The following is a 13,768-nucleotide window of genomic DNA, read 5'->3' on the forward strand; positions in this document are numbered from 1 at the left end:
CGCTCCGGGTTCGTGTCCCGGGCGGGGCCGCGGGGCCGGATGACGGCACCGGCGGGCATGCGCGCGGGCGGGCGGGTCGGTCCCTGCCGCGTCCGCGGGGTTCTTCCGGAGGGGCCTGCGGGTTCTGCGGGGTTCTGCGGGTCGTGCGCGGCTCTTGTGCGGTCTGCCGCGTCCTGCGGTTTCCGTTCCGGCCGTTTCCCGGCGCCTGCTTGCCGAAGCGCCGGACGCGCGGCCGCCGCCTCAGCCCAGCAGGGAGGTCAGTCCGCGGTCCAGGTCCAGCTCCAGGTGCTCGGAGCCGTCGGGCACCACGCCGTACGTGCCGTGCAGGAAGCGCAGCAGACCGGTGGTGTCGAACTCGATCACCGCGACCCCCTCCGGAGCGCGCAGCTCGATGACCGTCCGCTCGGGTCCGGACGGCCGGATGTGCACGTCCCCGAGGCCGACCGCGGCCCGCAGCCCGTCCTCCAGCAGCTCGCGGGAGAACACCCAGACGACCTCCTGCCCGTCCAGGGAGACGTCGGAGGGGAATACCAGACTGACGGCGAAGGGATCGTGGCGGTCGTAGCGCAGCCCGACGGTCACCTCCCGGGTGACCGAGGGGACGGTGATCAGACGTGCCTGGACGCTGTGGTCGACGACTGCGCGCATGGGGTGCTCCTTTTCCGGGGGGCCTTTTCTCCTACGACCCCGTCAGAGCGTTTTCATGACGGCATACCGCAGGTAATCGATGTGAATTCTGCAACAGTTCCGTGAAGGTCCGACATTGATGGCGTCTTCCCTCGGACCGGGCAAGTATCCCGATCCACCGGCAACCGGACGGGGTGGAAACGCTGGGTCTTCGAAACTGTCGCACTCGGTGACGTCTGCCCGCCGCGCCCCTCGTCACCCACCCGCCGGCGACGGGGGCGCTCTTGCAAAGAGGTTGCAACTACTCCTTACCATCGGGGTGTAGAGCCGCCCCGGCTCTCCGCACCCTCCGGCCGCGGTGCGGCGGGGCCGCGGCGGTCGTGGAAGCCCGAGAAGCGGAGTCCTGCCATGCATGTGCCCGACGGATTTCTCAACGCCCCGGTCTCGGTGGCCACCGGCGCCGTCGCCGCGGCCGCCGTCGCGGTCAGCCTGCGCGGCGCGCGCCGCGAACTGGCGGGCACCGCCGCGTACCACGGAGCGGAGCGCACCGCGCCGCTGGCCGGCCTCGTGGCGGCCTTCGTCTTCGCCGTGCAGATGCTCAACTTCCCCGTGGGCGCGGGCACCAGCGGCCATCTGATGGGCGGGGCGCTGGCGGCGATACTCGTCGGCCCCTACACCGGAGTGCTCGCCCTCTCCGTCGTCCTGCTGATGCAGGCACTGCTCTTCGCCGACGGCGGCCTCACCGCACTGGGCACCAACATCACCCTGATCGGCATCGTCACCGTCGTCGTCTCCTACGCCGTCTTCCGCGCCCTGGTACGGGTCCTGCCGCGCCGCCGCGGCTCGGTCACCGCCGCCGCCTTCGTCTCCGCCCTGCTCTCCGTACCGGCCGCCGCCGCCGTCTTCACCGGCCTGTACGCGCTCGGCGGCACCGCCGAGGTCCCCCTGGGCAAGGTCCTCACCGCGATGCTCGGCGTCCACACCCTGATCGGCGTCGGCGAGGCGCTCATCACCACCGCCACCGTCGGCGCCGTCCTGGCCGTACGCCCGGACCTGGTGTACGCCGCCCGTGGACTGGCCCGCCCCCTCGTCCTGCGCAGCGGCCCGGTCGCCACCCCCGGCTCGGGCCCCGCCCCGCGAGCCACCGCCGCCACCTCCACCGACTCCGCCGCCGGGCCCGCCCCGGCCCCCGCGCCCGCCGCGCGCCCCGCCTCCGCCCGGAAGGTCTGGGCGGGCGGGCTGGCCGCCACCCTCCTGTGCGCCGGCGTCGTCAGCTTCTACGCCTCCGCCGCCCCCGACGGCCTGGAGAAGGTCGCCGGCGAGTACGGCATCTCCTCCCAGGAGGAGGAACACGGACTGGCCGACTCCCCGCTCGCCGACTACGGCGTGGCGTCCATCGCCGACGAGCGCCTCTCCGGCGGGCTCGCCGGGCTCATCGGCGTCGGCACGACGCTGGCCGCGGGCGCCGGGGTCCTCGTCGCCGTACGCCGCCGCGGGAACGCCGGAGCGGCCGGCGCACCGGCCGCGGAAGGGAGCGGCGGCCGCGCGGAGAACGCGGAGGACGGTGCCGGCCGCACCCCCGCCGGGAGCGCATGAGATGGGCTCCGGACACGCCCACCGGCTCTACCGCCACGGGCACTCGCCCGTGCACCGCCTCCCCGCCCACACCAAGATCGCGGCCGTTCTCGCCTTCGTCCTCACCGTCGTCGCCACCCCGCGCGAGGCGGTGTGGGCCTTCGGCGCCTACGCGCTGCTGCTTGCCGCCGTCGCCGCGCTCTCCCGCGTCCCCGCCCGCCACCTGCTGACGCGCATGCTGATCGAGGTGCCCTTCGTCGCCTTCGCGGTGCTGATGCCCTTCGTCGCGGAGGGCCCGCGCGTGGAGGCGCTGGGCATGTCGCTGAGCGAGTCCGGCCTGTGGGGCGCCTGGAACGTCCTGGCCAAGGGCACCCTCGGCGTCGCCGCCTCCGTCCTGCTGGCCTCCACCACCGAACTGCGCGAGATCCTCCTGGGCCTCCAGCGGCTGCGCATGCCCCCGCTGCTGGTGCAGATCGCCTCCTTCATGCTCCGCTACGGGGACGTGATCACCGACGAGATGCGCCGGATGCGCCTGGCCCGCCTCTCCCGCGGCTTCACCGCCCGCGGCGTGCGGCAGTGGGGCGTGCTCGCCAAGACCGCCGGGGCGCTGTTCATCCGCGCCTACGAGCGCGGCGAGCGCGTCCACCTGGCAATGCTCAGCCGCGGCTACACCGGCACCATGCCCGCCACCGACGAGACGGCGGCCACCCGCGCCCAGTGGACGTCCGCCGCCGCCCTCCCGCTCGCCGCGCTCGCGGTCTGCCTGATGGGATGGTGGACACTGTGACAGCAGCCGACCCGCGAACCGACCCGCGAGACGAGCCCGCCGCGCCCCCCTCCCTGGAGGTCCGCGGCCTCGCCTACGCCTACCCCGACGGCCACCAGGCCCTCTTCGGCGTCGACCTCACGGTGGCGCGCGGCGAGCGCGTCGCGCTGCTCGGGCCGAACGGCGCCGGCAAGACCACCCTCGTGCTCCACCTCAACGGCATCCTCACCGGCGGCGCGGGAAGCGTCACCGTGGCCGGACTGCGCGTGGACCCGGCGGACAGGGGAGCCCTGGCCGAGATCCGCCGCCGCGTCGGCGTCGTCTTCCAGGACCCGGACGACCAGCTGTTCATGCCCACCGTCCGCGAGGACGTCGCCTTCGGCCCCGCCAACGCCGGGCTGCGCGGCGCCGAACTGGCGGCCCGGGTGCACGAGGCGCTGGCCCTGGTGGGGATGGAGGAGTACGCCGACCGGCCCCCGCACCACCTCTCCTTCGGCCAGCGGCGCCGGGTGGCGGTGGCCACCGTGCTGGCCATGCGGCCGGAGATCCTCGTCCTGGACGAGCCGTCCTCCAACCTCGACCCCGCCTCCCGCCGCGAACTGGCCGACATCCTGCGGTCGCTGGACGTCACCGTGCTCATGGTCACCCACGACCTGCCCTACGCCCTGGAGCTGTGCCCCCGCTCGGTCGTCCTCAGCGAAGGCGTCATCGCCGCCGACGGCCCCACCCGGGACCTGCTGTGCGACGAGGCGCTGATGCGCGCCCACCGCCTGGAGCTGCCCTTCGGATTCGACCCCCGGTCGGTGACGCTGCCACACGCGTAGCACCATGTACGACGGCACACATCGGTGCACGCATCACCTTTCGACCGGCGGGAGCACGAAGACAGTGGTGGACGTCCAGGGCACGGTGGCGGACGGCTACGAGCCGGTCCGTGACGCCTTCCGCGCCAACCTGACCGAGCGCGGCGACCGGGGCGCGGCCGTGGCCGTGTACCGGGACGGGCACAAGGTCGTCGACCTGTGGGGCGGCTTGGCCGACCCCCACGGGCGGGAGCCCTGGGCCGAGGACACCGCCCAGGTCGTCCGCTCGGTCACCAAGGGCCCGGCCGCCGCCGTACCGCACCTGCTGCACCAGCGCGGACGCCTGGACCTGGACGCGCCGGTGGGCACCTACTGGCCGGAGTTCAAGGCCGCGGGCAAGGAACGCGTACCGGTGCGCCACCTGCTCACCCACCGCGCCGGGCTGCCCGCCCTGGACACCCCGCTGACCCCGCGGCAGGCGCTCGACGGCGTCTCCGGCCCGTGCGCCGTCGCGGCGCAGGCGCCCGCCTGGGAGCCGGGCACCGCGCACGGCTACCACGCGCAGACCTACAGCTGGCTGCTGGGCGAACTGGTGCTGCGGGTCACCGGGCGGAGCCTGGGCCGCTGGTTCGCGGAGGAGGTAGCCGCACCGCTCGGCCTCGACCTGTGGATCGGACTGCCCGCGGACCAGGCGCACCGGGTGGGCCGGATCGCGGAGGTGGACGCCCCGCCCGCGCCCGCCTCCGCCGGGCTGCGGGTGCGTCCCAAGCGCGAGGTCGCCGACGCCTGGCGCGACCCGCACTCCCTCACCCGCCGGGCCTTCGGCGCCATCGACCCGCAGCCCGACGAGAACGACCCCGCCTACCTGGCCACCGAGCTCGCCGCCTCCTCCGGCGTGGCCACCGCCCGCTCCCTGGCCCGCTTCTACGCGGCGCTCATCGGCGACCTCGGCGACGGCACCCGCCGGCTGTACGCACCCGCCACCCTCACCCAGGCGCGTACCGAGGAGTCGGCCGGACCCGACCGCGTCCTGCTGGTCGCCACCCGCTTCGGCCTGGGCTACATGCTCCACGGGCCGTCCTCGCCGATGCTGGGCCCCGGTTCCTTCGGCCACCCCGGGCGCGGCGGCTCGCTGGCCTTCGCCGATCCCGAGACGGGACTGGCCTTCGCCTACGTCACCAACTCCCTCCAGAAGTCGGTCACCTCCGACCCGCGCGCCCAGGCCCTCGTACGCGCGTTGAGGAAAGCGGCGGCGGACGGGGACAGATGACCGGCCCGGGATCTACGCTGGCCCGATGCGGCGGGTCGAGGGACGTCTGACGGGTTACGCGGCGCTGGTCACGGGCGCGGGGCGGGGCATCGGCGCGGCGGTCTGCCGGCGGCTGGCCGCCGAGAGCGCCCGGGTGCTGGTCACCGACATCGACGGCGAGAGCGCCGAACGCACGGCCCGGGAAGTGGCCGAGGCGGGCGGGCAGGCCTGCCACACCGTCTGCGACGTGGGCGACGACGACTCGGTGCGGGCGGCCGTCGCCCACGCCGTGGAGCGGTTCGGCGGCCTGGACGTCCTGGTCAACAACGCCTACGGCATCCACGCCGAGCCCCCGCTCTTCGAGGACATCTCGGAGGCGGAGTGGCAGCGCGGTCTGGACCTCACCCTCACCGGCGCCTTCCGCTGCGTCCGCGCGGCCCTGCCCCATCTGGCCGCCGCCCCGGACCGGCGCGGGGCCGTCGTCTGCGTCGGCTCCGTCAACGGCGAGCGCGACTTCGGCGGGCACGCCTACAGCGCCGCCAAGGCGGGGCTGGCCTCGCTGACCCGCACCCTGGCCGGGCACGCCGCCCCGCGGGGGGTGCGGGTCAACCTGGTCGCGCCGGGGACGGTGGCCACCCGGGCGTGGGAGGGGCGCGACGGGCTGCTGGAGCGCGCGGCCCGCGAGTATCCGCTGGGCCGGGTGGGCCGCCCCGAGGACATCGCCGCGGCCGTCGCCTTCCTCGCGTCGGCCGACGCTTCCTGGATCACCGGCCTGACCCTTCCCGTGGACGGCGGGCTGCTGATCTCCAACCTCGGGCTGCGCCGCGCGCTCAACGGGGAGGAGTCCGGCTGACCGGACGCACCCCGCGGCCCGGAAGCACCGGTGTCCCGGCCGTGTTGACGCAGCGGAGGCGTTGCGGTACTCAGCCGGCCGGGCGGACCACCGTCGCGCCCGGCGCCGGGCTCGTGGCGGTGTGGGCGGTGCGGCAGACGCCCGAGGCGCGCAGCGCGAAGGCGACGTCCGACGCCGCCGCGGCGTCCTCGGCCAGGAAGGCGCAGGTCGGGCCGGAGCCGGAGACCAGCGCGGCCAGCGCGCCCGCCTCCGTGCCCACCGCCAGGGTGTCGTCCAGGGACGGCAGCAGGGAGACGGCCGCGGGCTGGAGGTCGTTGGACAGGTGCCCGGCGAGCAGGGCTGCGTCCCCGGCGCGCAGCGCGGCCAGCAGCGCGGGGGACGCCTCGGGCGCGGGCACGGCGTCGGCGCCCGCGCCGCCGCCGCGCGCCTCGCGCAGCCGGTCGCACTCGCGGTAGACGGCCGGGGTGGACAGCCCGCCGGCGGCGACGGCGAACACCCAGTGGAAGACGCCGCCCACCTCCAGCGGCGTCAGCAGCTCGCCCCGGCCCCGGCCCAGCGCCGCGCCGCCGACCAGCGAGAAGGGCACGTCGGAACCCAACTCGGCGCAGATCTCCAGCAGTTCCTCGCGCGAGGCGCCCGTGCCCCACAGCGCGTCGCAGGCCAGCAGCGCGCCCGCCGCGTCCGCGCTGCCGCCTGCCATGCCGCCGGCGACGGGGATCTCCTTGCCGATGTGCAGATGGACGTCCGGCACGATGCCGTACCGCGCGGCGAGCGCGTCGGCGGCGCGGACGGCCAGGTTGGTGCGGTCCAGCGGCACCTGGTCGGTGTCGGGTCCGGAACAGGTGACGCGCGGGCCCTCACCGGGCGCCGTGGCGGTGGCGGTGACCTCGTCGTACAGGCCGACGGCGAGGAAGACGTTGGCCAGGTCGTGGAAGCCGTCCGGCCGCAGCCCGCCCACCGCGAGCTGCACGTTGACCTTGGCGGGTACGCGTACGGTGACCGGCGCGGCGGTACGGGCGGTGCCCGTGCCGGCCGTCTCTGCGGTGCTCATGCGCTGGTGGTGCCCTTCCGCTCCGCGATGGCCGCGAAGTCCTCGATCGTCAACGACTCCCCCCGGGTACGGGGGTCGATCCCCGCGGCCGTCAGCGCCGCCTCGGCCGCCGCGGCCGAACCCGCCCAGCCCGCCAGCGCCGCCCGCAGCGTCTTGCGGCGCTGGGCGAAGGCGGCGTCCACCACGGCGAAGACCTCCCGCCGGGTGGCGCCGGTGCGCGGCGGGTCGCGCCGGGTCAGCGACACCAGCCCGGAGTCCACGTTGGGCGCGGGCCAGAAGACGTTGCGCCCGATGGCCCCGGCCCGCCGCACCTCCGCGTACCAGGCGGCCTTCACCGACGGCACCCCGTAGACCTTCGAGCCCGGTTCGGCCGCGAGCCGGTCGGCGACCTCGGCCTGGACCATCACCAGGCCGTGCTCGATGGAGGGGAAGGTCGCCAGCATGTGCAGCAGGACGGGCACGGCGACGTTGTAGGGGAGGTTGGCGACCAGCGCGGTGGGCTCCGGGCCCGGCAGCTCCGCGACGCGCATCGCGTCGTGGTGGACGAGCGCGAAGCGGTCGGCCCGGCCGGGCAGCCGGGCGGCGACGGTCGCGGGCAGCGCCGCCGCCAGCACGTCGTCGATCTCCACCGCCGTCACCCAGGCGGCCTCCTGGAGCAGTGCCAGCGTCAGCGACCCCAGCCCCGGGCCGACCTCGACCACCACGTCCTCCGGGCTCACCCGCGCGGTCCGCACGATACGGCGGACGGTGTTGGCGTCGATGACGAAGTTCTGGCCGCGCTGCTTGGTGGGGCGAACCCCCAGCGCGGCGGCCAGCTCGCGGACGTCGGCGGGGCCGAGGAGGACGTCGGCGCCGGAACCGGGACCGGTGCCGGAACCGGGACCGGTGCCGGGACCGGTGTCGGCGCCGGGAGACGGGGGAGGGGAGGGGGCTGAGCTCACCGGTGCAGTTTACGGCCGCACACCGGCCAGGGACTCGCGCCCTTCTGCACGTACAGCTTCTTCGCCCGGTAGGTCTGCTCGGCCGGGGGCGCGTCCTGCGGACGGCCCTTCCCGCCCAGGCCGCGCCAGGTGCGGGTGTCGAACTGGTAGAGCCCGCCGTGGGTGCCGGTGGGGTCCACCGCGTCCGGCCGGCCGCCGGACTCGCAGCGGGCCAGAGCCCCCCAGTCCAGGCCGTCGGCGCCCCGCACCGAGGAGGGCGGCTCGGCGGTGCCCACGCGCACGATCCGCGGCCTGGGCTCGCGCACCACCACCGTCCCGGTGTGCCGGGGTCGCTGCCGCACCCCGTTGACCGTGCGCACCTCGTAGGTGAGCCGGCGCAGCCCCGGCACGCCCGTCCGCTCCACCACCTCGGTGCCGCGGAACAGGGTCGGGTCCTCGCGCCGCTCGGTGGTGTACGGGACGGGCTCGTCGCGCACCTGCTCGGTCTCGGTGATCCGCAGCACGGTGACGGCCTGGCCGTCGCGCGGGAAGGAGTCCAGGGCCACCGAGGCGCGGTCCGCGCCGCGCAGTTCGACGCCCGCGTCGGCCAGCGCCCCGCGCACGGTCGCGGCGCTGGTGCGCACGGTGTGCTCGCGGCCGTCGGCGAGGACGGTCACGCTCCGCTCGGTCCACACGGTCAGCGCCAGGCCGCCGCGCCCGATGCGCCGGTCGCGGGGCACCGACACGCGCGCCCCCTCCGGGCGCACCCCGAGCCCGCGCAGCGCAGCCTCCACGGTGGCGGCCGTGGTCCACACCCGCCGGGGACGGCCGTCGAGGGTGAGGGTCAGCGGGCGGCCGTAGCGGACGGTGACGCTGTCGCCGTGGGAGAGGGGCTCGCCGGGGGCGGGCGAGACGGCGTCGTGCGCGCCGACGGACACGCCCTCGTCGGCCAGGAGTTCGGAGACGTCGTCGGCGAAGGTGTGGAGGGTGCGCGGCCCGTCCTCGCCCTCCACCGACAGGCTGACGGCCTTGTCGTCCACGACGAAGGCGCAGGTGCCGCCCGCCAGGAAGGCGACGACGAGGGCCTGCGGCAGCAGACGGCGCAGGGCCTCGGGGCGCTGGGCGGCCTTCCGCTCCCGCGCGGCCCGCCGGGCGGCGGCCCGGCCCCCGGTGGGGCCGCCGGGCGCCTCGCGTGCGGCGTCGCACGCGGCGCCGCCGTCGGGACCGCCGGCGGACTGCCGGGGCAGCCACAGGGCGGGGCCGAAGGCTCCGGGGTGCCCGGGGGACTCCTGGTACGCGGGTGCATCCGGGAGCGGGGGAGCCTCGGGCGGCCCGTAAGCACCATGCTCCCCGTACGCGCCGTACCCGTCGCACGCGCCGTACCCGTCGTACGTGCCGTACCCGTCGTACGCGCCGTACGGCGCGCCGTGGAACTCGTACGAGGGCCGGTAGGTGTCGTACGGGTCCCGCCCGTGCTCCGGCCCGCCGTGCCCCTGGGTGTGGTACTCCCACGGGTTCCACGGCTCCCACGGCCGGTGCGGCGGCGCGGAGGGGTACGCGTACTCGTACTGCTGGATCCCCTGCGGATGGCTCACGACGTACTCCCAAGCGGTCCTGGTGGCGGGCCGGGACCCTAGCGGAGCATCCGTCACTCTCCCAAGTCGTATGACTACCCAACGTTGCGAAAAGCGGGCCGCCGCGCCGCGCGCGCCCGCCGCCGCGCGCCCGTCAGTAACCGAACGCGCGGGCCGTGTTGGCCGCGACGTGCTCCGCTAGCGCGTCCTCGTCCAGCCCCTTCACCTCGGCCATCGCACGCAGCGTGTACGGGATCATGTACGGCGCGTTGGGGCGCCCGCGGTAGGGGGCCGGGGTCAGGAACGGCGCGTCGGTCTCCACCAGCAGCAGCTCCGGCGGGGCGGCGGCCAGCGCCTCGCGCAGCGGCCGCGCGTTCTTGAAGGTGACGTTGCCGGCGAAGGACATGAACCAGCCGTTCGCGGCGCACACCTCGGCCATGGCGGCGTCGCCGGAGAAGCAGTGGAAGACCGTCCGCTCGGGGGCGCCCTCCTCCCGGAGGACGCGCAGCACGTCCTCGTGGGCGTCCCGGTCGTGGATCACCAGGGCCCTGTCCAGCCGCTTGGCCATCTCGATGTGGCGGCGGAAGGAGTACCGCTGAGCCTCCCGCCCCTCCTCGCCCGTCCGGAAGTGGTCCAGGCCGGTCTCGCCGACGGCCAGCACCTCCGGCCGCGCGGCCAGCTCGGCGATCTCCTCCAGGGCGGCGTCCAGCGCCTCGCGCCCCCCGCTCAGCTCCAGCCGCGGCGCCTCGTTGGGGTGCAGGGCGACGGCGGCCCACACCGCGTCGTGCTCGGCGGCCACCCGCGCCGACCAGCGGGAGCGCTCGAGGTCGCAACCGACCTGCACCAGGGTCGTCACGCCCACCTCGGCGGCCGCCGCGACGGTCCGGCCGACCGTGGCGTCCTGCATGTCGATGTGGGTGTGCGAGTCGGCGACCGGCACGTTCAGCGGTACGGGCGGCGGCGCGGGCTCCACGGCCCCGCCGGCCTGCTTCGCGGGCCTCGCGGCCTTCGCGGACTTCTCCATGCCCGCGATCCTAGGCCGCCCGGCGGCCCGGACCGCCGGCCGCCCGCCCGTGCGGCGGGGTCCGGCGGCCCGCGCGGGCGTCACTCCTGCGGCAGGGCGTGCTCCGTCGTGTACACCTGCCCCGCCCGCATGATCCGCACCACGTGCGATTCGCAGTTCGGGCAGACCGGGCGCGTCAGCGGCGACGGCACCCGCCCGCCGTCCACCGGATCGTGGTAGGTGACGAAGGGCCGTCCGTCGAGGTCGGTGTGGTGCCGTATCTCATACGCGCGCTCCCAGCCGTGGCCGCAGTGCATACAGGCGAAGGAGTACTCCTCGTGGCCGGTCGTGTCCCTGGGGTCCATGGGAACCTCCTCCCGGTTCTCCTTCCTACCAGTGGACTCCTTCCCGGCCCGAAATGCACGGGCAGGCCCGCCGCCCTCCGCCCCGGGTCCCCGCCGACGCCGGCGCCCTCTCCGCCCCGGGCCCAGCCCGCCGTCCGGCCCTCTCAGGCCGTCTCCGCGTTCTTCGCCGCGACCACCGCGTCGAACACCTCCCGCTTGGGCAGCCCCGCCTCGCGCGCCACCTCCGCGATGGCCTCCTTGCGGCGCTCCCCGGCGGCCTCGCGCACCGCCACCCGGCGCACCAGCTCGGCGGCGTCCACCGTGCCGGGCGCCTCGGCGGGCGCGCCCTCGACGACGACGGTGATCTCGCCCCGCACGCCCTCCTCGGCCCAGGCGGCCAGCTCGCCCAGCGTGCCGCGCCGCACCTCCTCGTAGGTCTTGGTCAGCTCCCGGCACACCGCGGCCCGGCGGTCGGCGCCGAAGGCCTGGGCCATGGCGGCCAGCGCGGCGGCCAGCCGGTGCGGGGCCTCGAAGTAGACCAGTGTGCGGCGCTCCCCGGCGGACTCGCGCAGCCGCGCCAGCCGCTCGCCCGTCTTGCGCGGCAGGAAGCCCTCGAAGCAGAACCGGTCCACCGGCAGCCCCGACAGCGCCAGCGCGGTGAGCACGGCGGACGGTCCGGGCACGGCCGTGACCCTGATCCCGCGTTCGACGGCGGCGGCCACCAGCCGGTAGCCGGGATCGGAGACCGACGGCATCCCCGCGTCCGTGACCAGCAGCACCCGGGAGCCCTCCGACAGCGCGTCGGCCAGCTCCGGCGTCCGCGCGGCCTCGTTGCCCTCGAAGTACGACACCACCCGGCCGGAGATCCGCACCCCCAGTGCCTGGGTGAGACGCCGCAGCCGCCGGGTGTCCTCGGCGGCGACGATGTCGGCCCCCTCCAGCTCTGCCGCGAGCCGGGGCGGTGCGTCGGCGGTGTCGCCGATGGGTGTGCCTGCCAGTACGAGTGTTCCGCTCACCCCGCCATCCTCGCAGCTCCGGCGGGGACCGGGGGCGGCGCGGCGCCGCCCGGCCACCGGTGCGCGGCGCCGCGCCGGGGGGCCGTTCCCTACGATGGCCCGCGTGACCAGTGACACCGCGACTCAGGCCCGGCACGGGGAGCCCGTCGGGGAGCAGACCCCGTCGTGGCGCGGGCGGCTGCGGCGCTACGGATACGCACCGCCGCCCCGGGCGGGCGCGCGGGAGCGGCTGGTGCCGCCGTACCCGGAGCCCGGCCGCGGCCGGGTGTGGAGGCTGTTCGGACTGGACGGGGACGACGCGCGGCTGCTGGGCCGCTGGACGGCGTGGGGCGGCCCGGTCCTCGTCGCGCTCCTCGCCGGACTCCTGCGCTTCTGGAACCTCGGCTCGCCGCACGCGGTGATATTCGACGAGACGTACTACGCCAAGGACGCCTGGGCGCTGTACAAGCTCGGCTACGAGGGCACCTGGTCCGACGGCGCCAACGACACCATCCTCGACAACCCCGCGGCGGCCCCGCTCAGTGAGGCCGCCTCGTACGTGGTGCACCCGCCCGTGGGCAAGTGGATCATCGCCCTGGGCGAGGCGGCGTTCGGCCTCACGCCGTTCGGCTGGCGCTTCATGATGGCGGTGCTCGGCACGCTGTCGGTGCTGATGGTCTGCCGCATCGGGCGCCGGCTGTTCCGCTCCACGGCCCTGGGCTGCCTGGCGGGCCTCCTGCTGGCCGTGGACGGGCTGCACCTGGTGATGAGCCGCACCGCGCTGCTCGACCTGGTGCTGATGTTCTTCGTGCTGGCGGCCTTCGGCTGCCTGCTGATCGACCGCGACCACGCCCGCGCCCGGCTGGCCGCGGCCCTGCCGCCGGACGGGCGGCCCGACGCGGGCGTCGGCGACCGGCTGGGCCTGGGCGCGCGCCCCTGGCGCCTGGCCGCCGGGCTCTGCCTGGGGCTGGCCTGCGCCACCAAGTGGAGCGGCCTGTACGTCCTGATCGCCTTCGGGATCCTGACGGTCCTGTGGGACGCGGCCTCCCGGCGCACCGCCGGGGCCGGGCGCCCCCACCTGTCGATGCTGCGCCGGGACGCCGCCCCCGCCTTCCTCTCCCTGGTGCCGGTCGCCGTCGCCGCCTACGCGGCCTCCTGGGCCGGCTGGTTCGCGAGCCGGGACGGCTACTTCCGCACCTGGGCGGAGGGCCGCCGGGGACTGTCGCCGGAGTCGCTGCCCATCCCCTTCACGGGGCTGGAGCTGTCCCTGCCCCAGTTCGACATGACCTGGGTCCCGGCCCCGCTGCGCAGCCTGTGGCACTACGAGAGCGAGGTCTACAGCTTCCACGTGGGGCTGACCTCCGAGCACACCTACCAGTCCCACCCCTGGAGCTGGCTGGTGACCGCCCGCCCGGTGTCGTACTTCTACGAGTCCTCCGACAGGGGCGAGAACGGCTGCACGGCGGAGGGCGGCTGCGCCCGCGAGGTGCTCGCGCTGGGCACCCCGCTGCTGTGGTGGGCGGCCTGCTTCGCGCTGCTGTACTGCCTGTACCGCTGGGCGCTGCGGCGCGACTGGCGCGCGGGCGCGATCCTGTGCGGGGTGGCGGCGGGCTGGCTGCCGTGGTTCCTGTACCAGGAGCGCACGATCTTCTACTTCTACGCGGTCGTCTTCGTGCCGTTCCTGTGCCTGGCGCTGGCGATGGCGATCGGCGCGCTCCTCGGGCCGCCCGGCTGCGCCGAGCGGCGGCGGGCGGTGGGCGCTGTGGGCGCGGGTGTGCTCGTGCTGCTGATCGTGTGGAACTTCGTCTACTTCCACCCGCTCTACACCGGGGTGCAGATCCCCAAGGACGCCTGGCAGTCCCGTATGTGGCTGGACACCTGGATCTGATCCCGACCTCCGGGACCCGCAGGCCCCGCAGCCCCGCGGACCCCGGGAAAAGCGGCGCCGCCCGCCGGTGAGACCGGCGGGCGGCGTTCTGAGACGTTCCGACGCGGGGCGCCGGTCGCT

At 75.6% G+C, this 13,768-nt stretch carries 13 protein-coding genes; 6 read left to right on the forward strand and 7 right to left on the reverse strand.

Going from position 1 to position 13,768, the window contains the following annotated elements; genetic code table 11:
* Positions 1-240: 240 nt before the first annotated feature.
* Positions 241-648, reverse strand: coding sequence for an SsgA family sporulation/cell division regulator (locus tag BMY40_RS18055; protein WP_093660828.1), 408 nt, complete (start codon positions 646-648; stop codon positions 241-243).
* 387 nt (positions 649-1,035) lie between these two features.
* On the opposite strand from BMY40_RS18055, the gene BMY40_RS18060 reads away from it, so the two are divergent.
* From BMY40_RS18060 to BMY40_RS18080, 5 genes are all read left to right on the forward strand, one after another.
* A complete protein-coding gene (locus BMY40_RS18060) occupies positions 1,036-2,223 on the forward strand; it encodes an energy-coupling factor ABC transporter permease (protein WP_093660830.1) in 1,188 nt (395 codons plus the stop codon).
* Position 2,224: 1 nt separating this feature from the next.
* Positions 2,225-2,989: a cobalt ECF transporter T component CbiQ gene (gene cbiQ, locus BMY40_RS18065; protein WP_093660832.1), complete on the forward strand. Its 765-nt coding sequence runs from the start codon at positions 2,225-2,227 to the stop codon at positions 2,987-2,989.
* Positions 2,974-3,792 carry an energy-coupling factor ABC transporter ATP-binding protein gene (locus BMY40_RS18070; protein ID WP_093660834.1) on the forward strand — a complete coding sequence of 273 codons (819 nt, stop codon included), beginning with the start codon at positions 2,974-2,976 and terminating at the stop codon, positions 3,790-3,792. Before cbiQ ends, BMY40_RS18070 begins: the two co-directional genes overlap by 16 nt.
* 64 nt (positions 3,793-3,856) lie before the next feature.
* Entirely contained in the window at positions 3,857-5,041 is a 1,185-nt protein-coding gene (locus BMY40_RS18075; RefSeq protein ID WP_245770158.1) for a serine hydrolase domain-containing protein, read from the forward strand.
* Positions 5,042-5,066: 25 nt separating this feature from the next.
* The gene (locus tag BMY40_RS18080) at positions 5,067-5,873 is read left to right on the forward strand and encodes an SDR family NAD(P)-dependent oxidoreductase (protein ID WP_093660838.1); all 807 of its coding nucleotides are present in this window, start codon (positions 5,067-5,069) and stop codon (positions 5,871-5,873) included.
* Positions 5,874-5,943: 70 nt separating this feature from the next.
* On the opposite strand, the gene BMY40_RS18085 is transcribed toward BMY40_RS18080, so the two are convergent.
* The 6 genes from BMY40_RS18085 to rsmI form a co-directional block, all read right to left on the reverse strand.
* Positions 5,944-6,924 (reverse strand): 4-(cytidine 5'-diphospho)-2-C-methyl-D-erythritol kinase, encoded by a 981-nt coding sequence (locus BMY40_RS18085; protein ID WP_093660840.1) that lies wholly within the window; start codon positions 6,922-6,924, stop codon positions 5,944-5,946.
* Positions 6,921-7,739, reverse strand: coding sequence for a 16S rRNA (adenine(1518)-N(6)/adenine(1519)-N(6))-dimethyltransferase RsmA (gene rsmA, locus BMY40_RS18090; RefSeq protein WP_245770166.1), 819 nt, complete (start codon positions 7,737-7,739; stop codon positions 6,921-6,923). Before rsmA ends, BMY40_RS18085 begins: the two co-directional genes overlap by 4 nt.
* 122 nt (positions 7,740-7,861) lie before the next feature.
* A complete protein-coding gene (locus BMY40_RS18095; RefSeq protein WP_281250792.1) occupies positions 7,862-9,439 on the reverse strand; it encodes a resuscitation-promoting factor in 1,578 nt (525 codons plus the stop codon).
* 133 nt (positions 9,440-9,572) lie between these two features.
* A complete protein-coding gene (locus BMY40_RS18100) occupies positions 9,573-10,442 on the reverse strand; it encodes a TatD family hydrolase (RefSeq protein ID WP_093660844.1) in 870 nt (289 codons plus the stop codon).
* A gap of 80 nt (positions 10,443-10,522) precedes the next feature.
* Positions 10,523-10,786, reverse strand: coding sequence for a hypothetical protein (locus BMY40_RS18105; protein ID WP_093660846.1), 264 nt, complete (start codon positions 10,784-10,786; stop codon positions 10,523-10,525).
* Between the two features lie 143 nt (positions 10,787-10,929).
* Positions 10,930-11,781, reverse strand: coding sequence for a 16S rRNA (cytidine(1402)-2'-O)-methyltransferase (rsmI, locus tag BMY40_RS18110; RefSeq protein WP_093660848.1), 852 nt, complete (start codon positions 11,779-11,781; stop codon positions 10,930-10,932).
* A gap of 94 nt (positions 11,782-11,875) precedes the next feature.
* On the opposite strand from rsmI, the gene BMY40_RS18115 reads away from it, so the two are divergent.
* Positions 11,876-13,648 carry a dolichyl-phosphate-mannose--protein mannosyltransferase gene (locus BMY40_RS18115; RefSeq protein WP_093660850.1) on the forward strand — a complete coding sequence of 591 codons (1,773 nt, stop codon included), beginning with the start codon at positions 11,876-11,878 and terminating at the stop codon, positions 13,646-13,648.
* Positions 13,649-13,768 lie beyond the last annotated feature (120 nt).

This window comes from Streptomyces radiopugnans (assembly GCF_900110735.1).
Classification (GTDB): domain Bacteria; phylum Actinomycetota; class Actinomycetes; order Streptomycetales; family Streptomycetaceae; genus Streptomyces; species Streptomyces radiopugnans.